Here is a 22,785-nt window from a genome sequence, read left to right as displayed (position 1 = left end):
CGTGAAGATCCTCGTCACCGGAGGAGCCGGCTTCATCGGCTCGAACTTCGTCCGCCGTACGCTGCAGGACGCCTACCCCGGCCTCGAAGGGGCCGACGTCGTCGTCTACGACGCGCTGACGTACTCGGGCAACCTCGAGAACCTCAGCTCCGTGGCGGACTCGCCGCGCTACTCCTTCGTGCAGGGCGACATCACCGACGCCGCGAAGCTCGACGAGGTCATCCCCGGCATCGACGCCATCGTGCACTTCGCCGCCGAGTCCCACGTGGACCGCTCGGTCCGCGACTCCGGCATCTTCGTCGAGACGAACGTCGTCGGCACCCAGCGTCTCCTCGACGCCGCGCTCCGCCACGGCACCCAGCGCTTCGTGCACGTCTCCACCGACGAGGTCTACGGCTCCATCAGCGAGGGCTCCTGGGCCGAGGACCGCCCGCTCGAGCCGAACTCGCCGTACTCGGCGTCGAAGGCCGGCAGCGACCTGCTCGCCCGCAGCTACCACCGCACGCACGGGCTGAACCTCTCGATCACGCGCTGCTCGAACAACTACGGGCCGTACCACTTCCCCGAGAAGGTCATCCCGCTCTTCGTCACGAACCTCATCGACGACAAGCACGTCCCGCTCTACGGCGAGGGCAACAACATCCGCGACTGGCTGCATGTCGACGACCACACCCGTGGCATCGCGATGGTGCTGACCCGCGGTCGCGCCGGCGAGATCTACAACATCGGCGGCGGCACCGAGCTCACGAACAAGGAGCTCACCGAGATGCTGCTCGAGGCCACCGGCAAGGACTGGTCCTACGTCGACCGCGTCGCCGACCGCCTGGGCCACGACCTGCGGTACTCGGTGGACATCAGCAAGATCCAGGCCGAGCTCGGCTACGAGCCCCAGGTCCCCTTCGAGCAGGGCCTGGCGGACGTCGTGCAGTGGTACCGCGACAACCGCGCCTGGTGGGAGCCCCTCAAGGAGCGCGCGGCGCTCGCATGACCCGCTACCTGATCACCGGCGCCGCCGGCATGCTCGGCCAGGACCTCCAGCAGGCCCTCGCCGGGCGTGACGTCACGGCGCTCTCCCGCGCCGACCTCGACATCACCGACCAGGACGCGGTCACCGCCGCCGTCGCGGGTCACGACGTCGTCATCAACGCGGCGGCCTACACGAAGGTGGACGACGCCGAGTCGCACGAGGACGACGCGTACGCCGTGAACGCCCGCGGCCCGGAGGTCCTGGCCACCGCGGCCGTGGCGGCCGGAGCGAAGCTCGTCCACGTGTCGACGGACTACGTCTTCGACGGCAACGGCACGTCGCCGTACGCCGAGGACGAGCCGACCGACCCGATCGGCGCCTACGGCCGGACCAAGGCCGCAGGCGAGGCCGCGGTCCGTGCCGTCGCGCCGGACTCCTCGTACATCGTGCGGGCGGCGTGGCTGTACGGCGCGGGCGGTCCGAACTTCGCGAAGACGATGATCCGTCTCGCCGGGTCGCACGACACCGTCAGCGTGGTCACCGACCAGGTCGGGCAGCCGACCTGGACCGGCGACCTCGCCCGCCAGATCGTCGCGATGCTCGACGCGGACGCACCGGCCGGCATCTACCACGGCACGAACGGCGGCCAGGGGTCCTGGCTGGACTTCACGAAGGCGATCTACACCGAGGTCGGCCTCGACCCGGAGCGGGTGCTGCCGACCGACAGCTCGGCCTTCGTGCGTCCGGCGCCGCGCCCCGCGTACAGCGTGCTCGGCCACGACGGCTGGGCCCGCGCGGGGATCGCGCCGATGCGCGACTGGCGCGAGGCACTGCACGCCGCAGCCGAGGCGGGCGTGCTCAGTTCCTGAGACCCACACCGGGTCCCGGACAGGAGGCCCTGCGCACGTCCGCCACGCGCGGAACGTGCGCAGGGCCTCCTGTCCGTCGCACGCCCGGCGCCGCTCCCCGACCGGAACGCCGCCGACCTGCCGAGACACCGCCGAAACCGGCGGCGCCTCGGCAACGCAGGGGCGCCACCAGGGCCCCGCGGCGCCACATGCGGCCGGGCCGGGCGCGGCCCGGCCGCGTCGTCAGCGGCTGACGGTGTGGAGGCGCTCGTCGAGCGGCGCGACCGCCGCGGCCGGACGGAAGCGGTCGGCGGCCGCGGAGGCCGCGGCCCGGCGCTCGGCGAGCAGCGCGCGGTCGTCGGCGAGTGACCGGATCGCGGCGGCGAGTGCCTCGGCGTCCCCCGCCGGGACCGCGACGACCGCGTCGCCGAACGCCCGGCGCTGCGGCGCGGTGTCGCTCGTGACGACGGCGAGGCCGGCCGCGGCGCACTGGTAGACCTTGTTCGGCACGACCTTGAGCGCCTTCGGCGTGGTGCCCGTGATGCCGATGCCGACGTCGTGGCCGGCGACGAGTGCGGGCAGGTCCGCGGCGTCGACCCACGGCAGCCACTCGGTCGGAGCCCCGCCGGCAGCCCGGGTCCTGGCCTCGTCGAGGTCCTGGCCGCTCCCGATCATGGTCACGAGCACGCTGCCGTCGGCCGGCAGCGCGCCGATCGCACCGCCGATGGTGCCGGCACCCTGCAGCGGAGTGAAGAGGCCGTAGAAGACGACGCGGAGCGGATCGCCGGCCGGACGCTCGACGGCGTCGGCACCCGCGTCGTACCAGTTCTCGGTGGCGCCGACGGGCACGACGACGGCCTTGTCCCGGAGCGCCGCCGGCACCAGGTCGCGGTGCTCGTCGGTGTCCAGGACGACCACGTCGGCGATGGTGAGGGCGGCGCGGTCGAGGAAGCGCAGGAGCCGCTGCTTGAGGCCGCCGTCGCCGACGCCTCGGTCCTGGGCGGTCGTCGCGGCGAAGATCAGGTGGTCCAGGACGATCGGGGTGCGCGGGAACAGCAGCCGCGCGAGCCAGACGTCGAAGTGCCCCATGTAGCCGACCAGTACCGCGTCCGGACGACCGGAGCGGCGGACGCGGAGGGCCTTGCCGACGAGCGACGACCAGCTGCGGGCCAGGCGTCCGGCCATCGACAGCGCGCCGGAGCGGGAACCGAGCATCGCGACGCGGTCCTTCGTGGACAGGCCGAGCGGGACGTTCGCCTCGGCCACCACGTGTCCCCGTGCACGGAGGCCGTCTGCGAGCACTCGCACCCGAGGGTGATCCGCCGCCTGGTATGTTCCGAAGGCCAAGATCCGCACGTGGGCCGCCCTTTCATCGTGGTCGCGCGCGCCGTCCCGGTCCTGGCGCACCCGATCAACCCTAGGTGAGAATGACCGACCTCCCCCAGCCCGCGAAGCGCTCCCGGACCAAGACCGTCGTCCGGGTGGTCGGCCTCGTCGTCGCCCTCGCGCTCTGCATCGCCTTCCTCGTGCCCCGTGCCGGCGACATCGCCGATGCCTTCACCAGGCAGCAGCCGTTGACGCTGGTCGCCGCGCTCGTCGCCGGTGCCGCAGCGACCTACGTGACGTTCCTGTCGTGGCGCGCGCTGATGTCCGGCGCCGGACACCACATCCCGATCGGCGCCGCGCAGCGGGTCTTCTTCCTGTCGCAGATCGGCAAGTACATCCCGGGCTCGGTGTGGCCGATCGTGGCGCAGGCGGACCTCGGCCGCGAGCACCGGGTGCCGGCGGCGCGGAGTGTCGCTGTGGGTATGCTCACGCTGCTCATCAGCTGCGGAGCCGGTGTCTCGGTCGCCGCCGTGACGATCCCGTTCGTGCAGCCGGACGCGTTCGCGCGGTACTGGTTCGTCGTGCTCCTCGTCCCGATCGTCCTCGCCGCGCTGCACCCGGCGGTCCTGCGCCTCGGGCTCCGGCTCGCCTCGAAGGTCACCCGCCGGGACCTCGGCACCATCGACCTCGGCATCGGTGCGATCGCCCGGGCGTTCGGGTGGGCGGCGCTCGCGTGGGTCGTGTTCGGCGTGCACATCGTGCTCGTGCTCGTGCCGCTCGGCCACGTCGACCTCCGCGTCACCACGCTGACGATCGGTGCGTACGCCCTGGCGTGGCTCGTCGGCTTCCTGGTGTTCTTCCTGCCGGCCGGCCTCGGCGGGCGCGAAGCCGTCCTCACCGCGCTCCTGACGGCCGGCGTGCCGGTCGGAGCGTCGGCCGCCGTCAGCGTCGCCGTGATGTCCCGCGTGCTGCTCACCGTCGTCGACCTGGTCTTCGCCGGGGCCGCGGTGCTCGGTGAGCGTCGTCGCCGCGCCGCGACCCGCACACCGAGAACTCCCTGACCCCGCTGCTACGCTCTGGCGACGCCCGGACAGCCGTGTCCCGTACCACTTCGAGGAGCCACACCAGATGACCACTCTCCGCGTGATCGTCGACCAGGTGGTCGCCCCGGTCCCCGGCGGCATCGGCCGCTACGCGGAGGAACTCACCCGGCAGCTCATCGCGACGGCACCCGCCGGCTGTGACGTCGAGGCGGTCGTCTCGGCCGTCTCCCCCGCCGAGGTCGAGCACCTGCGCACCCTGCTCCCCGGGCTGTCCGGCCTGGACCGCCTCGCCCTGCCCCGCCGTGAGCTCGCGCTCGCCTGGCAGGGCGGCGTCGCGCGCGGCGCCTCGCAGGGCATGGTCCACGCCCCGAGCGTCCTCGCGCCGCTGGTGAAGCACAACCGCTTCCAGGAGCCCGGGCGGCAGACCGTCGTCACCGTGCACGACACCGTGCCGTGGACCCACCCGGAGACCCTGACGCCGCGCGGGGTGCACTTCCACAAGGCGATGGTGAAGCGGGCCTACAAGTACGCCGACGCCGTCGTCGTGCCGACCCACGCGGTCGCCGCGCACCTCAACGAGATCCACCGGTTCGACGACCGGCTCCGCGTCATCGGCGGTGCGCCGAGCGGCCGGCTCCGGATCCCGGTGGACGCCGACCTCCGTGCCGAGCGACTCGGCCTCCCCGAGCGCTACGTGCTCGCCGTCGGCACGCTCGAGCCCCGGAAGGGCCTGTCCTACCTGATCGAGGCGATGGCGCACCCGGACGCCCCCGTGGACATCCCACTGGTGATCTCCGGCCCGGACGGCTGGGGGGACGTCGACGTCCTCGGCACCGCCGAACGTGCCGGACTCGCGCCGGACCGCGTGAAGGTCCTCGGACGCGTGGACGACCCGGACCTGGCCGTGGTCTACGACCGGGCGAGCGTGTTCGTCTTCCCGAGCCTCGCCGAGGGCTTCGGCCTGCCGGTGATCGAGGCGATGAGCCTCGGCACGCCGGTGGTGCACTCCGACGACCCCGCCGTGCGGGAAGTCGCCTCCGACGCCGGCGTGACCGTCGCCAGGGACCCCCGCGACGGCTACCCGGAGCGTCTCGCACAGGCGATCTACCAGGTCGTCAACGACCCGCACCTGGCCGGGCAGCTCGCCATCGCGGGTCCGGACCGTGCGCGCATGTTCGACTGGAACGACTCCGCGATCGAGACCTGGCAGCTGCACGCCGACCTCTGAGCCGCCGCACGCCGAGGTCGATCACGGGTCGGCATCGATCGCCCGCACGTGCCGTGTCCTCACCGACCGGGCGGCCCCGGGCTGCCAGGATCGGCTCATGACCCGTCGTCACCCGCTCACGGTCCTGACCGCCTCGATCGCCATCGGCATCGGCACGGCCGCGCTCCTCTCCGCGTGCTCCGGATCGGACACCCCGGAGCCCACGCGCAGCGCCACGACGACTCGGTCCGCAACGCCGACCGCCACCCCGACACCGAGCGCGACGCCCACGACCCCCGCCACGACCGCACCGTCGGCGGACCCGACCGGCTCCGCGGACGACGGCACCGGCCAGGGCACCGGCAACGGCAGTGGTGTGGAGAACCCCGACACGGTCGACTACGCCGCCGTCACCAAGCAGGGCCTCGCCGCGGCGGGCGGTGGCACGGTGGTGTCCCTCGCCGGCTCCGGAGACAACTGGACGGTCGTCGTGGCCGGCCCGGACGGCTCCCTGACCCAGTCCGTCGTCTCCGCGACCCTGGACCGCGTCACGTCCGGACCGTTCCCGAAGGACTCGGACGCCGCGACCAAGGCGGCGAACACGGCTCGTGCCGCGGCGCTGAAGGTCGATGCCGCCGCCGCCGCGAAGGCCGCCAAGAACGCGGTCTCCGGGACCCTCGCGTCCCTGCAGCTCGGCGGCAGCGGCTCGGCGCCCACGTGGACGGCGAAGGTCACGGTGGACGGGGCGACCCGCTCGGTGACGGTCAACGGCCTGACGGGCGCGGCCACGGCCTCCTGACCGGACCTGCACGGACCTGACCGGGCCTTCCTGGCTCCGACGCGACCGACGCGAGCCAGCTCAGAGCGCGTCGCGCAGCGCCTGTGCCTTGCGCTCGACGACCTGCTCGAGACCGGCCGCGTACTCGGCGAGCCGGGACGCGACAGCGGGTTCCGACGAACCGATGATCCGTGCGGCGAGCAGCCCGGCGTTCGCCGCCCCGTTGATCGCCATCGTGGCGACGGGGATGCCGGCCGGCATCTGGACGATCGAGAGCAGCGAGTCGAGTCCGTCCAGGCGAGCGAGCTGCACCGGGACCCCGATCACCGGGAGCGTGGTCACCGACGCGACCATGCCGGGCAGGTGCGCGGCACCGCCGGCACCGGCGATCACCACGCGGATCCCCCGCTCGGCGGCGCTGCGGCCGAACCGCATCATCTTGTCCGGGGTCCGGTGCGCCGAGACGACGTCGGCCTCGAACGGGATGCCGAGCTCCGTCAGGATGTCCGCGGCGGCGCGCATCGTGGGCCAGTCCGAGTCGGACCCCATGATGATGGAGACGAGGGGGGCGGTTCCGGTGCTGTCGGTCACGGCTCCGAGCCTACCGGGAGCCACACCGACGTCAGCGGACGGTGATCGTCCGGCAGCCGAGCGCCGCGTCGCCGCCGGGCCCGATGCCCGTCGCGGTGACGCAGACGGTCCGCTTGCCGGACGCCACCGCGAGCGTCGTCACGTACCCGTGCGCCGCACCGGAGCCGTACGCCCGGTCCACGTCGGCGCGTCGCCCCGACGCCTGGACACCGGCAACCCGCTTGCCGCCGATCGTCACCGAGACCGCGACGGCGCGTGCGACCCCGTCGCGGTCGAAGGCCCACCCGCGCACCTCGACCCGGCGGTGCGCCGACGAGGACACCTGGTCGACCCGTCCGACCGGTGCGCTCGCCGCCACCTGCACGGTGCTGCACGGCGACGTCCGTTCCGTGCCCGAGCCGCTGCTGCGGGCCACCACGCAGACCGTGTGCCTGCCCGCTGCTGCCGGGACCACGCCGGCGTACCCGTGCGCCGGGCCGGCCCCGGTCACGGTGTCGACGTCCTTCCGGGTCAGGCCGGCGGTCAGGGTGCGGACGACGGCGCCGTCCACCCGGACGTCCGCCGCGAGTGCCGTCCCGGTGTCGTCCGGGTCGTACGCCCAGCCGCGGACCGCGATGCCGGCGGCCGCGACCGTCGCTGACTCGAGCGCGACCCGTGGCTCCGCGGCCCCCGCGGCGACACCGCTGCCGGTCGGGCCCGCCGTCGCGGCGTTCGCCACCAGGGACTGGGCGTACGCCGAGTACCACTTGCCCGCCGCCGGTCCGCCGTTGCAGGTGCCGTCGCTCGCGCCGGGCGTCTTGACCCAGAGGAGCGCGTCGAGCGCCGTGCCGTCGGTGGCGACCCGCGGGCTGGCACCGAGTCCGGCGCCGGGGCCGTTGCACCACGTCCCGCGCCAGCCGGTGCCGTTCCTGGACGTGTCGATGACGTAGTGGGAACCGCCGGTCAGCGCCGACACCTTCTGCGCGTAGGTCTGTTCCTGGGCGGTCGGGTAGTAGTTCGCGACGTTCGTGAAGAAGCCCCGCGCACGCTGCACGCCGGCGGCGTTCAGCCGTTCCGCCATCACGGCCGGCTGCACCCAGTTCGAGTTGCCGGCGTCCAGGTAGGCCGGTACGCCCGCCGCCGCGAACGCCGCGACCTCGCGGGCCAGGATCCGGTACCGCTGCTGGTCGAGGGCTGGCGTGCACCTGGTGTCGCTGAGCATCGCGAGGGAGTCGGGCTCCACGATGACCGCCGCGCGCTTGCCGGCGACCGCTGCGACGACCTGGTCGACCCAGGCGTTGTACGAGGTCTCGTCGAACCCGCCGGACGAGTAGCCGCCGCAGTCCCGCTCGGGGACAGCGTAGGTGACGAACACCGCGGTGGTGCCGGCGGCGGCTGCCCCCGCAGTGGCGGCCGAGATGGTCTTCGTCAGGGTCGTCCCGGTGGACCACTCCCCGAGCCAGGTCGCGACGGGGTACCGCGCGATCGTCGCCGCCGCGGCAGCGCCGGCCGGGTCGGTCGACGCGAGTGCGGTCGCGTTCTTCGCGGCCTCGCTCGTCGGCGAGACGTACTGGCCTGCGCCGTAGAGCTGCGCCGCGGACCGCGAGCGGAGGTCGGCCGCGGTCGTCGCCGCCTCGGCGCTGACCGGGGCGAGGATGCCGCAGACCACCGCCACGAGTGCGATCCCGGCCGCGACGGATGTGCTGGTGCGCATGCTGACGTCCCCTGGATGGTCGGTGTCCCCTGACCAGTCCATGGCACCACGGGCCGCGCCGGGCGACCAGCCGCCAGAACGGGGGCTCCCCCAAGGGGTGTCACCCGGGCTCCGCCCCCGTCGGCACCGCCCGGGTGGGCGTCAGTCGTCGAAGTGCGCGGCCGCCGCCCGGGCGCGGTAGACGACGTCGTCGACGTCGTCGCCCAGCACCGTCACGTGCCCGATCTTCCGGCCTGGTCGCGGCGCCTTGCCGTAGAAGTGGTACTTCGCCTCCGGGAAGGCGGCCAGCGCGTCCGGGTACCGCGCCGCGAGGTCGCCGTCCCCCGGACCGCCGAGCACGTTCACCATCACCGCGGCGGGGGCGTGCATGCCGGTCGCTCCGAGCGGCAGGTCGAGCACGGCACGGAGGTGCTGCTCGAACTGGCTCGTCGTGGCGCCGTCGATCGACCAGTGTCCGGTGTTGTGCGGGCGCATGGCGAGCTCGTTGATCAGGATGCGCTCGTCGTCCGTCTGGAACAGCTCGACCGCGAGGACCCCGGTGACGCCGAGTTCCTCGGCGACGCGGACCGCGATCGACTCGGCGAGGTCCGCGATCCGGCCCGCACTGTCGGGCGCCGGGGCCACCACCTCGGCGCAGACGCCGTCGCGCTGCACGGTCTCGACGAGAGGCCACGCGACGATCTCGCCCGACGGGCGGCGCGCGACGGACTGTGCGAGTTCCCGGGTGAACGCGACGAGCTCCTCGGCGAGGAGCGCCTGGCCGCCACCGGCCTCGGCGACGGCGATGAACCAGTCCTCGACCTCGGCGGGGTCCGAGACCACCCGCACGCCCTTGCCGTCGTATCCGCCGCGCGGCGTCTTCACCACGGCACGGCCGCCGTGGTCGTCGAGGAACGCGCGCAGCTCGTCGGGGTCGTGCACCACGGCCCAGTCCGGCACCGGCAGGCCGAGCTCGGTGAGCCGCGTCCGCATCGTGATCTTGTCCTGTGCCACCGCCAGGGGGTCGGGACCGGGACGGACCGCGACACCGGCGTCGACGAGCGCGTGCAGCACGTCCTGCGGCACGTGCTCGTGGTCGAACGTGATGACGTCGACGTCCCGCGCGAAGGCCAGGACGGTCGCGGCGTCGTGGTAGTCGCCCTCTGCCGTGGACGCGATCGCCGCGGACATGCCCGGCCCCTCGGCGAGCACCCGGATGTCGATGCCCAGTTCGACGGCGGGGGGCACCATCATCCTGGCCAGCTGTCCGCCACCGATCACGCCGACGCGCAAGGTCATGCTGAACGTTCCTTCCGCACTCCTCCACCCGGGGTGGCGAGCGCACGTCTACAATTCTCCGAGGCTGCCGAAGCGGCCCCTGCCGACCATCGCGGTCGGCCAGCGTCAACTCTACGGATTCATGGAGGCCACGTGCGGCGTCTCATTGCCCAGCTGGCCCGTTTCGGTGTCGTCGGGGCCGTCGGTTTCGTCGTCGACACGGTGGTCTTCAACGTGCTGCGTGCCACGGTGCTCAGCCCAGACGAGGTGCACGCGGGACCGTTCATCGCGAAGGTGATCTCGACGATCGTCGCGATCTTCGTGAACTGGATGGGGAACCGCTACTGGACCTTCCGGGACCAGCGCCGTGCCGTGGCCGCCCGCGAGGGCCTGGAGTTCGTCGTGGTGTCCCTGGGCGGCATGGTGATCTCGCTCGGCTGCCTCGGCATCTCCCACTACGTGCTGGGCTTCACCTCCGCGCTCGCCGACAACGTCTCCGGCAACGTGATCGGGCTGGTCCTCGGCACGGCGTTCCGGTTCTGGCTGTACCGGGTGTGGGTGTACCACCCCGACCGCGCCGTGCAGCGCGACGGCGCCGGCACCATGGGCACCGACGCCGTCACGGACGAGCGGGTGGCGGGCTAGCGCCCCATCCCGCGGTACGCGAAGCCGGCCGCGGTCCACGCGGCACGGTCCAGGCAGTTCCGACCGTCGATCACGACGGGCGTCGCCACGAGTGCCGCGACGGCCGCCGGGTCGAGCTCGCGGAACTCGGTCCACTCGGTGAGCACGAGGACCAGGTCCGCGTCCTGCAGCGCCGTGGTCGCGGAGTCGACGTAGTGGATCTCCGGGTGGACGCGCGCGGCGGTGCCGTTCGCCTCCGGGTCGTACGCGGCGACGGTCGCGCCGAGCTCGAGCAGCCGTGCGGCGATGTCGAGCGCCGGGGAGTCGCGGACGTCGTCCGAGTTCGGCTTGAAGGCCAGACCCAGCACGGCGACGCGCTTGCCGGCGAGGTCCGCGGCACCGGAACCGGACGCGCCGAGCAGCTCCTGGGCGAGGGTGACGACGTGCGCGCGACGGCGCAGGTTGATCGCGTCGACGTCGGCGAGGAACTCCAGCGACTCCCCGACGCCGAGCTCGGACGCGCGCGCCTGGAACGCGCGGATGTCCTTCGGCAGGCAGCCGCCGCCGAAGCCGAGGCCGGCGTTCAGGAACTTCCGGCCGATGCGGGCGTCGTGCCCGATCGCGTCGGCGAGCGCCGTGACGTCGGCACCGACGACCTCGGCGATCTCCGCCATCGCGTTGATGAACGAGATCTTGGTCGCGAGGAACGCGTTCGCACTCACCTTGACGAGCTCGGCCGTCGCGAGGTCGACGACGAGCCGCGGGGTGCCTTCGGCGAGCGTGGTGGCGTAGACCTCGTCGAGGACCTCCACCGCCGCTGCACCGGCCGCACCAGCGGGCACGCCGTACACCAGGCGGTCCGGGGAGATCGTGTCCCGGACGGCGAAGCCCTCGCGGAGGAACTCCGGGTTCCAGACCAGGGTCGCGCCGGGCACCTGCTCCGCGAGCTCCCCCGCCAGGCGTGCGGCGGTCCCGACGGGGACGGTCGACTTGCCGACGACGAATTCGCCCGCCGAGACGTACTGGGTGAGCGACGCGACGGCGGCGTCGACGTACTTCAGGTCCGCGGCACCGGTGGGGCCCTGCGGGGTGCCGACGGCGAGGAAGTGCACCCGGGACCCGGCCACCTCGGCCATGTCGGTCGTGAAGCGGATGCGACCGGAGCCGATCGCCTCGGCGAGGATCTCGGGGAGACCGGGCTCGAAGAACGGGGCGTCCCCGGCCGCGAGTCGTTCGATCTTCACCGGGTCGACGTCGACCGCGACGACCTCGTGTCCGAGTTTGGCCATGGATGCGGCGTGCACGGCACCGAGGTACCCGCAGCCGATGACAGAGATACGCACGCGACGACGGTACCGGAGTTTCAGGGCCGCACGTCGCCCCACGACGGCCGGTCCGGTCCGCCGACGATCTCGTCCCAGTCCGGCTCGCGGTGCCGGCGCCTGGCCTCGTACGCCTCGACCATGTCGTGCAGCACCGCCACCACCAGGTCGGCGTGCGGCACGTCCGCGAGCACCACGGCCGGGTCGTCGCCGGGGAACACCAGGACGTCGCCGGACCGGAACAGGCCCTGCAGGCCGCGCCGACGCACGGTGACGTCGTAGCCGCGGGAGTGCAGCAGCTCCTGCCGCGTGCGGGTGCCGAGGCCACGCACGACGACGAGCCGCCGGGTGGTCACGACGTAGCGCTGCGTGAGCCAGCGGACCAGCGGCACGAGTCCGCCGAGGAGCACCAGCACGAGGACCAGCAGTGCGATCGCCACGTTGATCCACGCGAGCTGCGCCCGGAACACCCCGAAGCCGAAGCCGCCGGCGACCGCGACGAGCACGACGAACACCGCCGGGCGCACCAGGCTCCGCGCGTGCGGCCGCAGGCGTGCGACGACGCGTTCGGGCGGGGGCTCGGCGGTCATGGCGTCATGCATACCGCAGGTGGGTGACGTCCCCCACGGCGACGCCCCTGCTCGAGCCGTCCCGATCCCGGATCGTGATGCGGCCCTCGTCGTCGATGCCGGTGGCGTCTGCCTCCACGACGGAGCCGTCCGGCAGCTCGAGGCGCACCCGCGCGCCGATCGTGCCGCACCCGGCCCGGACGTGGGACCGGACCGCCTCGGCGTCCGCGCCGCCCGCTGCCAGGGCGACCACGGCCTCCCGGACGGCCGTGGCGAAGGCGGACAGCACCGCGTCGGCCAGGTCGGCCGCGTCACCGGTCGCGCCCGACGCGAGCAGCGAGGTCGACGTCGGGGTCGGCAGCTCGGCTGCGGGGATGGTCAGGTTGACGCCGGCGCCGACGACGACGGAGCCGTCGACGGCGACCTGGCAGAGGATGCCGCAGATCTTCCGGCCGTCGACCAGGACGTCGTTGGGCCACTTCACGGTCGTCCTGGAGGCCCGGGTCGCGTCCGCAGCGCCGGGCACGTCGTCCTGTGCCGACTCCAGGGTCGCGGTCACCGCGTCCCGCATCGCCGCGCCCGCCACGAGGGGCAGCCAGCCGCGGTCCCGGTCGTCGAGCGGCGCACGGACCAGCAGGCTCGCCGCCAGGGTCTGCCCGGCCGGGGCCGACCACGTGCGGTCGAGGCGTCCGCGCCCGGCGGTCTGGTCGAGCGTCACGACGATGCTGCCGTCGGGCAGGGTCGGTGCCGCGTCCAGCAGGTCCGCGTTCGTCGACCCGGTGGTCGGCCGGACGTCGAGGACGGCTCCGGTGGACTCGACGGCAGCGCGGGATCGCGGGAACTCGGGTGTGGACATGCACGCAAATGTACGGGCAGGAACCGTGGGGGTCCTCCAACCGGCGGGCACAGCCGCCCCGGTAGGGTGAGCGGGTGACTTCAGGCGACACCCACGATCTCTCCACGACGGCCGGCCGGCTCGCCGACCTCCGCGTCCGGTACCACGAAGCCGTGACCGCCGCGGGCGAAACCGCGATCGCGAAGCAGCATGCCAAGGGCAAGATGACGGCGCGTGAGCGCATCGAGCTGCTCCTCGACGAGAACTCCTTCGTCGAGCTCGACGAGTTCGTCCGGCACCGCACCCATGCGTTCGGCATGGAGTCGAAGCGGCCCTACGGTGACGCGGTCGTCACCGGGCTCGGCACGATCCACGGCCGGCAGGTCGCGGTCTACGCGCAGGACTTCACCGTCTTCGGCGGCTCCCTCGGCGAGGTCGCCGGCGAGAAGATCGTCAAGGTGATGGAGCACGCGCTGAAGACCGGCGTGCCGATCATCGGCATCCTCGACTCCGGTGGGGCCCGCATCCAAGAGGGCGTGGTCGCGCTCGGCAAGTACGGCGAGATCTTCCGCCTCAACACGCAGGCGTCCGGGGTCATCCCGCAGATCTCCATCGTGATGGGCCCGGCGGCCGGCGGCGCGGTGTACTCCCCCGCCCTGACGGACTTCGTGATCATGGTCGACAAGACCAGCCACATGTTCGTCACCGGCCCGGACGTCATCAAGACCGTCACCGGTGAGGACGTCGGCTTCGAGGAACTCGGCGGCGCGCAGACCCACAACGCGGTCTCCGGCGTCGCGCACTACCTCGCCGACGACGAGAACGACGCGCTCGACTACGCCCGCTCGCTGATCGGGTTCCTGCCGGACAACAACCTGTCCGACGCGCCGGCGTACGACGTCGCCCCCGAGCTCGAGACCACCGACGCCGACCGCGAGCTCGACGTCGTCATCCCGGACTCGACGAACCAGCCGTACGACGTCACCCAGATCATCGAGCACATCGTCGACGACGGCGACTTCCTCGAGGTCCAGCCGCTCTTCGCGCCGAACATCCTCATCGGGTTCGGGCGGGTCGAGGGCCGCACGGTCGGCATCATCGCGAACCAGCCGCAGGCGATGGCCGGCACGCTGAACATCGACGCGGGCGAGAAGGCCGCGCGCTTCGTGCGGTTCTGCGACGCCTTCGGGATCCCGATCCTCACGCTCGTCGACGTCCCCGGCTACCTGCCCGGCACCGACCAGGAGTGGACCGGCGTCATCCGGCGCGGCGCGAAGCTGCTGTACGCCTACGCCGAGGCCACCGTCCCCCTGGTCACCGTCATCACGCGCAAGGCCTACGGCGGCGCGTACATCGTGATGGGCTCGAAGCAGCTCGGCGCGGACATCAACCTGGCGTGGCCGACCGCGGAGATCGCCGTGATGGGCGGCCAGGGCGCGGTGAACATCCTCTACCGCTCGGAGATCAAGCGCGCCGAGGAGGCCGGCGAGGACGTCGCCGCCGTGCGCTCCCGGCTCGCGAACGAGTACACGTACAACGTGGCGTCGCCCTACTTGGCCGCCGAGCGCGGTGAGCTCGACGGGATCATCCAGCCGCACGCCACGCGCGTCTCGGTGATCAAGGCGCTGCGGGCGCTGCGTGGCAAGCGGGCGACGCTGCCGCCGAAGAAGCACGGGAACATCCCGCTGTGACGGCACGCCACGCCGCCGCTGTCCCCACCGACGCACCGAGCCCGGTCGCGGACGTGCAGGTCGTCGCCGGCGACCCCACGCCCGAGGAACTCGCCGCGGTCGTCGCCGTGCTGCAGCGGCAGGCCGACGAGGCCGCAGCCGCCGGCCGTGCCCAGGTCGAGGTGTCGCCGCGGGTCGGGTGGGAGACCTCCGCGCGGGGGCTCCGGCAGCCGTTGCCGCACGGGCCGGGGGCCTGGGTACGCTCGCTCCGCTGACCCCGGGTCACGCGCCGCTGTCCGTCACGCGAGGTCCGCGCGGCGGGATCCGTCCCCCGGTGTACCCCTGAACTGGTGGACCGCATCACCGTTGCAGGGTGCACTTCCTGGTCGGTCTCCCCTCACTCGGGGGCCACACTTTCTGGATGGGGACCGAAAAGGTCGGTTTTGTCCCCCATAATGACGACTGACACGAGGCTTGGTAGTGGGCATAGTTACTGGTGTTCGGTGTCCTTCATTGAAGAACATCGCCGGACGGTGACCGACTAGGGTACGACGTCACTGTCCGCTGCGAGCCAGGGCGATATTCGGGTTGTCGCTCTGCCTCGGGTCGTGAACGGGCCGGTCGGGTTTCCTGACCGGCCCGTTCCCCGTTTCCGGGGCGCGCCGGCGTGCCTGCCTGCTGCGCCAGCGGCGCCCGCTGCTGCCGCTGCTCTCGCTGCGCCCGCGCTCCCGCTGCTCTCGTTGCGCCCGCGACTCCCGCGGCTCCGGCTGCTCCCGCTGCTGCTGCCGCTGCTGCTGCCGCTGCTGCTGCCGCTGCTTCCGCATTGATCGACACCGCGCCGGTCGATCGACTTCTGCCGTGTCGAACGATGCGGACCGATCGGGTGCGTCCGCACGGGTCGTCAGCGCGCCAGACGATCGACGTGTGCGGCGTCGGAAGAGTGCTGCGGACGGGGCGCGGGCGCGTGGGGGCTGGCGCGCGCGGGCGGGCGGCCCGGGCGCGGCGCTACACGGACTCGTGGCGCGGGATCTCGAGCCAGAGCGCGACGGAGTCGTCCTCGTCCTCGTCGCCGTCGTCGTCGTCGTCGTCATCGAGCCCGGCGCCGAGCGCTGCCGACTCGCTCGCCTCGCCGTCGAGCCGCAGCCCCACGACCGTGACCGCCGCGCCAGAGCCCTCGGGGACGGTCCGCACGATGACGTTGTCGGCGTCCTGGGCCTGCCGCAGCGCATCCGCCAGGCGACCGTGGATGCGCCGGAGGTCGTCGCCCTCGAGCTCGTCCAGCCCGCCGTCGTCGTGGAGCTGCACAACGGCGCCGCGACGGCGCAGGCGCATCACCTCGTCGCGGACGTCGTCGGAGAGCAGGGACCGGCCGCGGATCTCGTCGCGGATGGCCTGCTCGAGGTGCAGGCACTCGGTCCGCTCGGACTCGCTGAGGTCCCCGCAGGAGTCGATGATCCGCTGCAGCATCGGCAGCGCCATCCGCGTGGTCTGGCTGAGGCGGAACTGCCGCTCGAACACGTGGGCGTCCTGCGCGGCCTGCCAGTCAGCGGTCTCCTGCTCGGCACGGACGAAGTCGCGGGTGATCCGGGTCGCGCGGTTCATCGCCGCGGAGAACGCCGTCGCGATCACGACCCAGGCGACGCTGCCCAGGACGCCGAGCGCCCCGAGCGCACCGAAGCCCGCCCACGCGACGGTGTGCAGGGCGAGGAACAGCACGCCGGCCCACGCGAACGGTGCCCGACCCCGGACGACCAGGATGACCATGAGCGTGCCGACGGCGGCGATCCACCACGTGGCGTACCCCGGGCCGTCCCCGAGCTCGACCACCGGCGCGGCGACGACGGGCATCACCACGGCGGTCGCCAGCGAGAAGCACGCCGCCCACACCGGCAGCGCCCGCCCCTTCACGAACAGCACCACGCCCGTCGCGGCCGCGTAGAGCGCCATGCACGCGACGACCGGGCCGACGTCACCGACCCGCGACAGCGTCGTGGCGGCGAGCACCAGGTGGTAGACGGAGAACAGCGCTGCCAGGCCGGTGGCGATCGACGCGCGGATGGAGACCTTCACGCCGACACCTCCGGCGAGTCGGACGTCGTGGGCGCGGGCCAGGTCAGCTCGATCCGGGTCCCCGCGCCGGGAGCGGTCACGATCCGCGCCGCCCCGCCAGCCGTGGTGACCCGCTCGATGATGGAGCGGCGGACGCCGAGCCGTTCTGCGGGGATCGCCGCGACGTCGAACCCGGTGCCGTCGTCCCCGATCTCGACGCGGACGACGCCCCGCGGGTCCTGCTCGACGGTGACCCAGCGTGCGACGTCCGTCCCGGCGTGCTGCACGCTGTTCACGGCGGCCTGGAGCGTGGCCGATGCCATCGCGTCCGCCACCGCCGCGGGCAGCCTGCGGGAGCCGAGGGCGCCGCTCTGCACCGTCACGGGTTCGGCGAGCGCGGACACCGCCGACGCGATGCGCTGCCGGAGCTCGACGAGCGGCACCGGCGGGACCTCGCCCGGACCGTCCGACGCCGCGGCGGCGAGGTGGTCGATCGCGTTGCGGGCCATCCGGGCGGCGAGGGTCTTGGCCTCGACCGTGTCGGCACGCGCCGCGGAGAGCAGCGTGGTGAGGACGCTGTCGTGCACGATGGCGTCGACCTGCACCCGCTCGACCTCGGTCGCGTGCTCCCGGATCGCCCGGGAGTACCGCCGCACGGCCGTGGCCTGCGCGGTGTCGACCGCGGCGGCCGCACGGCGGAGCACGACGATGAGCACGAGGGCCGCGCCGCCGAGGATCGCCGTGTAGACGCCGTCGAGGTGCGCTCGGGTGATCCCGACCTCCCCGCCGGCCGGCGTCAGGCGGATGACGATGTAGACCGCCGGCACGATCGCGTTGTACACGGACGCCCGCCACGTGGCGAACCCCATGGCCGCGGCGATCGTGCCGACGTTGCACAGCCACCACGGCCACGGCAGCTGCGTCGCGGGCAGCGTGTCACGGACCGTCGACGGCCACGTGACCAGCACGACCAGGAACAGGACGGCGCAGACGATCTGGGCCGGCTGGGCGAGCCGCTGCACGAACGCGGAGACGCCGACGAGCACGAACGACGCCCCGACCGCGAGCGCGGAGACGGGGCCCCACACCGGGTCGAGGTACGGCAGCTGCGCGACGACCGCCGGAGCGAACGCCGCGCCGAAGCCGATCGCGGCCACGGCCAGGAGGATCGCGAAGGCGCGCTCGATGGAGCCCTGCGTGATCGTCGCCCGGACGCTGCGCGCCGGGTCCACGCCGAACGGCGCGACCTCCGTCGTCATCGTCGGTTCAGCGTCCGTCGCCGTCCGGGTCGATCCCGGAGTCGAGCCCCGGCAGGATGCCGTCCTCGACGGCGCGACGGAGCAGGTCGACCTTGGTCGGCGCGGGACGCCCGACCTCGACGTACTTGACGCGGATCCGGTCGAGGTACTCACGAGCCGTGGAGTAGCCGATGCCGAGCTGCTGCGCGGCGAGCTTGAGCGGGAGGCCCGATGCGTAGAGGTGCAGGATCTCGCGCTCACGGCGTCCGAGCTGCGCCTTCGCGAAGTCCCGGTCGGCGTCGATCGCGCTGGCCCACTCGAGGTTGTTGAGGACGTCCCCGCGGGCGACCGTCGCGACGGCTGCCATCACGGTCTTCGTCGCCGAGGACTTCGGGATGACGCCGGCGGCCCCCGCCGCCAGTGCCTCTCGCACGTTCGCGACGCGGTCGGCGATGCTGTGCACGAGGACGGCCGAGCCGGTCCCCTGCACGCCCTTGACGTTCTCGGTCACGGTCGAGCCGTCACCGAGGGACAGGTCGAGCACGACGACGTCGACCTCTCGCCCGTCGAGGTTCGCGATGTACTCGGGCACGCTCGCCGCGGTCAGCACGACCTCGAAGCCCTCGTTCTGGCACGCGGCCTGGATGCCGAGCCGGACGGACTCGTGGTCGTCGACGATCGCGACGCGGACCGGCCTCGTGGTGAGTCCGGTCGTCCCTGTGGTTGTGGTCGTGTCTGCTGGCACGGTGACCTCTCGTTCCGACGCGCCCGGCCCCTGAAACCGGACTGCCGTCAGATGCCAGGATACCCAGGTCGGACCCAGGTTCCGGCCCCGCCACACAACTCGGCGCTACGCGATCGGCACCAGGCGCGCGACGGCCTCCATGTGGTGGGTGTGCGGGAACAGGTCGAAGGCCCGCAGCGCCTCGAGCCGGTACCCGAGATCGGCGAACGTGGCGACGTCGCGGGCGAGCGCGACGGGGTCGCAGGCGACGTAGACGACCTGGGCCGGCTGGAGTGCGGCGATCTGCACGACCACCTCGCGCCCGGCGCCGGCGCGCGGCGGGTCGAGCACGATCGTGCCAGCGCGGTACCGCTGCCGCTCCGCCGGCGTCGCGGTCGCCACCGTGCGCGCGAGCCACCGGTCGACCCGTCCGGTCTCGGCGCGGGCCCCGATCCACTCGGCGAGGTTCTCCTGCGCGTGCTCGGTGGCACGCCCGGAGCTCTCCACGCTGGTGATCCTGGCCTTCGGGCCGACGAGGTCGCCGAGCGCCGCGGCGAGCAGCCCGACACCGCCGTAGAGGTCCAGGTGCGTGCCGTCGGCGTCGAGGCGCTCCCGGTCGACCAGGTCCTGCACCGCGGCGGTGAGCACCTCGGCGGCGCGGTGGTGCACCTGCCAGAAGCCGTTGTCGTCGACCTGGAACGTCCGCTCCCCGACGGTCTCGGTCACGATGGTCGGCGTCTGCGCGTCGATGACGAGCCGGGCACCGTCGGCGTCCGACGGCGCGATCACGTCGACCACGGACGCGCCGGGCATCGAGCCGCGACCGAGCGGGGCGCTCTCCTGCACGGCGGCGGTCGCCAGCGGCAGGGAGGACACCGGCACGACGTCGTGCGAGCGCGCGGCGAACGGGCCGGGTGTGCCGTCCTCGCCGACGTGCAGCCGCACGCGGGTGCGCCAGCCGAGGCCGTTCGCGGCGTCGTCACCGGGCGCCGCCTCGACGACGACGTCGTGGCCGAGCACCTCCGCCAGGTCCGTGTGCGCGAAGCGCGAGAACGAGTCGACGAGCACGTCGTGCTTCAGGGTCCGCTGGTGGGCGAGCGCGATGTGCCCGAACTCGGCGCCACCGGGGCGCACGGCGGGGTCGCGGTCGAGGCCGGCTTCGGGCCAGACGTGGTCCACCCGGTGCTCGCTCGGCGTGATGACACTGACCGTGTCCGCGCGCCAGAACGACTTCTTCCGGTCCTCCGTCACCCGTGCGACGACACGCTCTCCGGGGATCGCGTCCGAGACGAACACCACCCGTCCGTCGTGTCGTGCCACCGAGATACCGCCGTGGGCGATCCCGGTGACGTCGAGCTCGAGCAGCGTTCCGACCGATTCACCCATGGTTCGATGTTCCCATGCGTCTGTACCTCGCGAGTACCTCCCCCGCCCGCCGAGCCCTGCTGGCCCAGTCCGGGATCGAACCGGTGCTGGTCTCCCCCGGGGTCGACGAGGACGCCGTGGGGGCCGAGGCGGCGGCCGGACTCGGTCGCGCCCTGACCGGCCCGGAGCTCGTGTCGCTCCTCGCCGTCGCGAAGGCGTCCGCGGTCGCGGACGCCGCCGTCGCCGGGTCGCCGGTCGACGGCATCGTGTTCGGCGGCGACTCCGCGTTCGAGGTCGACGGGCAGCTGTACGGCAAGCCGCACGACCCGGCCGTCGCGCGGGACCGGTGGCGGCAGATGCTGGCCGCCGGAGGCGGCACGCTCTGGAGCGGTCACTGCGTCATCGACCGTCGACGGGACACGGACCCCGCCACGACACGGACGGGAGGCCCGGTTCCAGCCCGCACCGAGCCTCCTGTCCGGCGTCGTGCCGGCTCGGCGACCACGGTTCCGTCCCTGGGGGACGTCGCGCCCGGCGGTTCCGCCATGGCCGTCGACGGCGACCGCGTGGTCGCCGTGGACAGCGCGGTGCTCACGTTCGCCGACGACGTGTCGGCGGACGAGATCGACGCGTACGTGGCGACCGGTGAACCGCTCGAGGTCGCGGGTGCCTTCACGATCGACGGGCGCGCCGCTGCGTACATCACCCGCATCGACGGCGCCCCGTCCGCCGTCGTCGGGCTCTCGCTGCCGGTGCTCCGGTCGATGCTGCTGCGCGGCTTCGGGGTCTCCTGGCACGACCTCTGGTCGCTGTAGACATCCACCTGCAATTCCTTCGCTTTCTTGTCGATGCCGGTCAATTCGACCTGCCCCGGCGCGAATACGCTGATGTGTCATGCCCCGTATCAGCAAGGTCCTCATCGCGAACCGCGGCGAGATCGCCGTCCGCATCATCCGCGCGGCCCGCGATGCTGGAAAGGCCTCGGTCGCGGTCTACGCCGACCAGGACCGTGACGCCCTGCACGCCCGCCTCGCTGACGAGGCGTACGCGCTCAACGGCACCACCAGCGCCGACACGTACCTGGTGATCGACAAGATCATCTCGGTCGCTCGTCGCTCCGGCGCCGACGCCGTGCACCCCGGGTACGGGTTCCTCGCCGAGAACGCCGACTTCGCCCGCGCCGTCATCGACGCCGGGCTCACCTGGATCGGCCCGTCGCCCGAGTCCATCGAGCGCCTCGGCGACAAGGTGTCCGCTCGGCACGTCGCCGAGAAGGTCGGCGCGCCGCTCGCTCCCGGCACCATCGAGCCCGTGCAGGACGTCTCCGAGGTCATCGACTTCGTCGACCAGGTCGGGCTGCCGGTCGCGATCAAGGCCGCGTTCGGCGGTGGCGGTCGGGGCCTCAAGGTCGTGCGCTCGCGTGACGAGGTCGAGGCGCAGTTCGAGTCCGCCACGCGTGAGGCCATCGCCGCCTTCGGTCGTGGCGAGTGCTTCGTCGAGAAGTACCTCGACAAGCCGCGGCACGTCGAGACCCAGTGCCTGGCGGACGAGCACGGCAACGTCGTCGTCGTGTCGACGCGCGACTGCTCGCTGCAGCGCCGCCACCAGAAGCTCGTCGAAGAGGCGCCCGCTCCGTACCTGACCCCCGCCCAGGAGTCCGCGCTGTACGAGTCGTCGAAGGCGATCCTGCGCGAGGTCGGCTACGTCGGCGCCGGGACGTGCGAGTTCCTCATCGGGGCGGACGGCACGGTGTCGTTCCTCGAGGTGAACACGCGCCTGCAGGTCGAGCACTGCGTGTCCGAGGAGGTCACCGGCATCGACCTGGTGCGCGAGCAGTTCCGCATCGCCGAGGGCGGCGTGCTCGACTACACCGACCCCACCCCCCGCGGTCACTCGTTCGAGTTCCGGATCAACGGCGAGGACCCGGGTCGCAACTTCTTCCCGGCGCCCGGCCCCGTGCACGTGTTCCACGCACCGTCGGGCCCCGGCGTCCGCGTCGACTCCGGCGTCGTGTCCGGCGACGTGGTGTCCGGGTCGTTCGACTCGATGCTCGCGAAGCTCGTCGTCACCGGCGCCACGCGTGCAGAGGCCCTCGAGCGCTCGCGTCGCGCACTCGCCGAGTTCGAGGTCGCCGGCCTCCCGACGGTCATCCCGTTCCACCGCGCCGTCGTGTCGGACCCGGCGTTCGCCACCGACGACTCGACCCCGTTCAGCGTGTACACGCAGTGGATCGAGACCGACTTCGACAACGACATCCCGGCGTGGAGCGGCTCCCCCGAGGAGCTGCCGGCACCGGCGTCGCGCGACACCGTCGTGGTCGAGGTGCAGGGCAAGCGCATCGAGGTCACCATGCCGTCGATCGTCGGCGGCGGTGCCGGTTCCGCGGCCGGTCGGCGTCCGGCGGGCCCGTCCGCTCCCCCGCGTCGGCGTTCCTCGGCGGTCCGTGGTGGTCGCACCGTGTCGGGCTCGTCCGTCGCGTCGCCGATGCAGGCCACCGTCGTGAAGCTCGCCGTGGCCGAGGGCGACACCGTGGTGAAGGGCGACCTGCTCGTCGTGCTCGAGGCCATGAAGATGGAGCAGCCCGTGCAGGCCCACAAGGACGGCGTCGTCACCGGGCTGAACGCCCCCGTCGGCCAGACGATCTCGTCCGGCCACGTCCTGCTCGAGCTCGCGTAGCGG

Annotated in this window: 21 protein-coding genes; 10 read left to right on the top strand and 11 right to left on the bottom strand. The window is 72.9% G+C overall.

Features of this window, described 5'->3' with window-relative positions; genetic code table 11:
• Position 1 precedes the first annotated feature (1 nt).
• Both rfbB and rfbD read left to right on the top strand, forming a co-directional pair.
• Positions 2–988 carry a dTDP-glucose 4,6-dehydratase gene (gene rfbB, locus ACIPJY_RS09630; protein WP_400467234.1) on the top strand — a complete coding sequence of 329 codons (987 nt, stop codon included), beginning with the start codon at positions 2–4 and terminating at the stop codon, positions 986–988.
• On the top strand, positions 985–1,836 hold the full coding sequence (gene rfbD / locus ACIPJY_RS09625) for a dTDP-4-dehydrorhamnose reductase (protein WP_400467237.1): 852 nt from the start codon (positions 985–987) through the stop codon (positions 1,834–1,836). Before rfbB ends, rfbD begins: the two co-directional genes overlap by 4 nt.
• Positions 1,837–2,058: 222 nt before the next feature.
• Here the strand turns inward: rfbD and ACIPJY_RS09620 are convergent, their stop codons facing one another.
• Positions 2,059–3,123, bottom strand: coding sequence for a glycosyltransferase (locus tag ACIPJY_RS09620; protein WP_400467240.1), 1,065 nt, complete (start codon positions 3,121–3,123; stop codon positions 2,059–2,061).
• A gap of 119 nt (positions 3,124–3,242) precedes the next feature.
• Here ACIPJY_RS09620 and ACIPJY_RS09615 point away from each other — a divergent pair, with 119 nt between their 5' ends.
• The 3 genes from ACIPJY_RS09615 (at position 3,243) to ACIPJY_RS09605 (ending at position 6,190) form a co-directional block, all read left to right on the top strand.
• A complete protein-coding gene (locus tag ACIPJY_RS09615; RefSeq protein ID WP_400467243.1) occupies positions 3,243–4,202 on the top strand; it encodes a lysylphosphatidylglycerol synthase domain-containing protein in 960 nt (319 codons plus the stop codon).
• Between the two features lie 67 nt (positions 4,203–4,269).
• Entirely contained in the window at positions 4,270–5,412 is a 1,143-nt protein-coding gene (locus ACIPJY_RS09610; RefSeq protein ID WP_400467246.1) for a glycosyltransferase family 4 protein, read from the top strand.
• 97 nt (positions 5,413–5,509) lie between these two features.
• Entirely contained in the window at positions 5,510–6,190 is a 681-nt protein-coding gene (locus tag ACIPJY_RS09605; RefSeq protein WP_400467249.1) for a hypothetical protein, read from the top strand.
• A gap of 60 nt (positions 6,191–6,250) precedes the next feature.
• On the opposite strand, the gene purE is transcribed toward ACIPJY_RS09605, so the two are convergent.
• The 3 genes from purE to ACIPJY_RS09590 form a co-directional block, all read right to left on the bottom strand.
• A complete protein-coding gene (gene purE / locus ACIPJY_RS09600; protein ID WP_400467409.1) occupies positions 6,251–6,718 on the bottom strand; it encodes a 5-(carboxyamino)imidazole ribonucleotide mutase in 468 nt (155 codons plus the stop codon).
• A 73-nt stretch (positions 6,719–6,791) separates the two neighbouring features.
• Positions 6,792–8,453 carry a glycoside hydrolase family 6 protein gene (locus tag ACIPJY_RS09595; RefSeq protein WP_400467252.1) on the bottom strand — a complete coding sequence of 554 codons (1,662 nt, stop codon included), beginning with the start codon at positions 8,451–8,453 and terminating at the stop codon, positions 6,792–6,794.
• A 141-nt stretch (positions 8,454–8,594) separates the two neighbouring features.
• On the bottom strand, positions 8,595–9,731 hold the full coding sequence (locus tag ACIPJY_RS09590; protein ID WP_400467255.1) for a 5-(carboxyamino)imidazole ribonucleotide synthase: 1,137 nt from the start codon (positions 9,729–9,731) through the stop codon (positions 8,595–8,597).
• Positions 9,732–9,863: 132 nt separating this feature from the next.
• On the opposite strand from ACIPJY_RS09590, the gene ACIPJY_RS09585 reads away from it, so the two are divergent.
• Complete coding sequence (locus ACIPJY_RS09585) at positions 9,864–10,355, top strand: GtrA family protein (RefSeq protein WP_400467258.1); 492 nt, start codon at positions 9,864–9,866, stop codon at positions 10,353–10,355.
• Here the strand turns inward: ACIPJY_RS09585 and ACIPJY_RS09580 are convergent.
• Genes ACIPJY_RS09580 through ACIPJY_RS09570 form a run of 3 tightly spaced genes read right to left on the bottom strand, consistent with a single transcriptional unit; the run spans position 10,352 to position 13,081 of the window.
• Positions 10,352–11,677 (bottom strand): UDP-glucose dehydrogenase family protein, encoded by a 1,326-nt coding sequence (locus ACIPJY_RS09580; protein ID WP_400467261.1) that lies wholly within the window; start codon positions 11,675–11,677, stop codon positions 10,352–10,354. The genes ACIPJY_RS09585 and ACIPJY_RS09580 overlap by 4 nt on opposite strands.
• 20 nt (positions 11,678–11,697) lie before the next feature.
• Positions 11,698–12,246, bottom strand: coding sequence for a PH domain-containing protein (locus ACIPJY_RS09575; protein ID WP_400467264.1), 549 nt, complete (start codon positions 12,244–12,246; stop codon positions 11,698–11,700).
• Between the two features lie 4 nt (positions 12,247–12,250).
• The gene (locus ACIPJY_RS09570) at positions 12,251–13,081 is read right to left on the bottom strand and encodes a biotin--[acetyl-CoA-carboxylase] ligase (RefSeq protein WP_400467267.1); all 831 of its coding nucleotides are present in this window, start codon (positions 13,079–13,081) and stop codon (positions 12,251–12,253) included.
• Between the two features lie 74 nt (positions 13,082–13,155).
• On the opposite strand from ACIPJY_RS09570, the gene ACIPJY_RS09565 reads away from it, so the two are divergent.
• Together ACIPJY_RS09565 and ACIPJY_RS09560 are read left to right on the top strand one after the other, a co-directional pair.
• Positions 13,156–14,751, top strand: a complete 1,596-nt coding sequence (locus tag ACIPJY_RS09565) for an acyl-CoA carboxylase subunit beta (RefSeq protein WP_400467270.1) — start codon at positions 13,156–13,158, stop codon at positions 14,749–14,751.
• Positions 14,748–15,005, top strand: a complete 258-nt coding sequence (locus tag ACIPJY_RS09560) for an acyl-CoA carboxylase subunit epsilon (protein WP_400467273.1) — start codon at positions 14,748–14,750, stop codon at positions 15,003–15,005. The genes ACIPJY_RS09565 and ACIPJY_RS09560 overlap by 4 nt, the downstream gene beginning before the upstream one ends.
• A gap of 730 nt (positions 15,006–15,735) precedes the next feature.
• Here the strand turns inward: ACIPJY_RS09560 and ACIPJY_RS09555 are convergent.
• The 4 genes from ACIPJY_RS09555 to ACIPJY_RS09540 all read right to left on the bottom strand — a co-directional run bounded on the left by ACIPJY_RS09555 (position 15,736) and on the right by ACIPJY_RS09540 (position 20,127).
• Complete coding sequence (locus ACIPJY_RS09555) at positions 15,736–16,800, bottom strand: hypothetical protein (protein ID WP_400467276.1); 1,065 nt, start codon at positions 16,798–16,800, stop codon at positions 15,736–15,738.
• On the bottom strand, positions 16,797–18,038 hold the full coding sequence (locus tag ACIPJY_RS09550) for a sensor histidine kinase (protein ID WP_400467279.1): 1,242 nt from the start codon (positions 18,036–18,038) through the stop codon (positions 16,797–16,799). The genes ACIPJY_RS09555 and ACIPJY_RS09550 overlap by 4 nt, the downstream gene beginning before the upstream one ends.
• A gap of 7 nt (positions 18,039–18,045) precedes the next feature.
• Positions 18,046–18,762, bottom strand: a complete 717-nt coding sequence (locus tag ACIPJY_RS09545; protein ID WP_400467283.1) for a response regulator — start codon at positions 18,760–18,762, stop codon at positions 18,046–18,048.
• 105 nt (positions 18,763–18,867) lie between these two features.
• Positions 18,868–20,127, bottom strand: a complete 1,260-nt coding sequence (locus ACIPJY_RS09540) for a class I SAM-dependent RNA methyltransferase (protein ID WP_400467286.1) — start codon at positions 20,125–20,127, stop codon at positions 18,868–18,870.
• A gap of 14 nt (positions 20,128–20,141) precedes the next feature.
• Here ACIPJY_RS09540 and ACIPJY_RS09535 point away from each other — a divergent pair, with 14 nt between their 5' ends.
• Together ACIPJY_RS09535 and ACIPJY_RS09530 are read left to right on the top strand one after the other, a co-directional pair.
• Positions 20,142–20,921: a Maf family protein gene (locus tag ACIPJY_RS09535; protein WP_400467289.1), complete on the top strand. Its 780-nt coding sequence runs from the start codon at positions 20,142–20,144 to the stop codon at positions 20,919–20,921.
• A 79-nt stretch (positions 20,922–21,000) separates the two neighbouring features.
• The gene (locus tag ACIPJY_RS09530; RefSeq protein ID WP_400467292.1) at positions 21,001–22,782 is read left to right on the top strand and encodes an acetyl/propionyl/methylcrotonyl-CoA carboxylase subunit alpha; all 1,782 of its coding nucleotides are present in this window, start codon (positions 21,001–21,003) and stop codon (positions 22,780–22,782) included.
• Positions 22,783–22,785: the final 3 nt, after the last annotated feature.

The sequence above is a fragment of the Curtobacterium sp. NPDC090223 genome (assembly GCF_044746585.1).
Classification (GTDB): Bacteria; Actinomycetota; Actinomycetes; order Actinomycetales; family Microbacteriaceae; genus Curtobacterium.
This window is presented reverse-complemented; position numbering and strand designations above follow the sequence as displayed.

Excerpts from the sequence above, each read along its gene's own strand:
- ACIPJY_RS09530 (WP_400467292.1), top strand. The coding sequence starts at position 21,001 with ATGCCCCGTATCAGCAAGGTCCTCATCGCGAACCGCGGCGAGATCGCC.
- ACIPJY_RS09575 (WP_400467264.1), bottom strand. The coding sequence starts at position 12,246 with ATGACCGCCGAGCCCCCGCCCGAACGCGTCGTCGCACGCCTGCGGCCG.
- purE (WP_400467409.1), bottom strand. The coding sequence starts at position 6,718 with ATGGGGTCCGACTCGGACTGGCCCACGATGCGCGCCGCCGCGGACATC.
- ACIPJY_RS09595 (WP_400467252.1), bottom strand. The coding sequence starts at position 8,453 with ATGCGCACCAGCACATCCGTCGCGGCCGGGATCGCACTCGTGGCGGTG.
- rfbD (WP_400467237.1), top strand. The coding sequence starts at position 985 with ATGACCCGCTACCTGATCACCGGCGCCGCCGGCATGCTCGGCCAGGAC.
- ACIPJY_RS09540 (WP_400467286.1), bottom strand. The coding sequence starts at position 20,127 with ATGGGTGAATCGGTCGGAACGCTGCTCGAGCTCGACGTCACCGGGATC.
- ACIPJY_RS09570 (WP_400467267.1), bottom strand. The coding sequence starts at position 13,081 with ATGTCCACACCCGAGTTCCCGCGATCCCGCGCTGCCGTCGAGTCCACC.
- ACIPJY_RS09605 (WP_400467249.1), top strand. The coding sequence starts at position 5,510 with ATGACCCGTCGTCACCCGCTCACGGTCCTGACCGCCTCGATCGCCATC.
- ACIPJY_RS09610 (WP_400467246.1), top strand. The coding sequence starts at position 4,270 with ATGACCACTCTCCGCGTGATCGTCGACCAGGTGGTCGCCCCGGTCCCC.
- ACIPJY_RS09550 (WP_400467279.1), bottom strand. The coding sequence starts at position 18,038 with ATGACGACGGAGGTCGCGCCGTTCGGCGTGGACCCGGCGCGCAGCGTC.
- ACIPJY_RS09535 (WP_400467289.1), top strand. The coding sequence starts at position 20,142 with ATGCGTCTGTACCTCGCGAGTACCTCCCCCGCCCGCCGAGCCCTGCTG.
- ACIPJY_RS09590 (WP_400467255.1), bottom strand. The coding sequence starts at position 9,731 with ATGACCTTGCGCGTCGGCGTGATCGGTGGCGGACAGCTGGCCAGGATG.
- ACIPJY_RS09615 (WP_400467243.1), top strand. The coding sequence starts at position 3,243 with ATGACCGACCTCCCCCAGCCCGCGAAGCGCTCCCGGACCAAGACCGTC.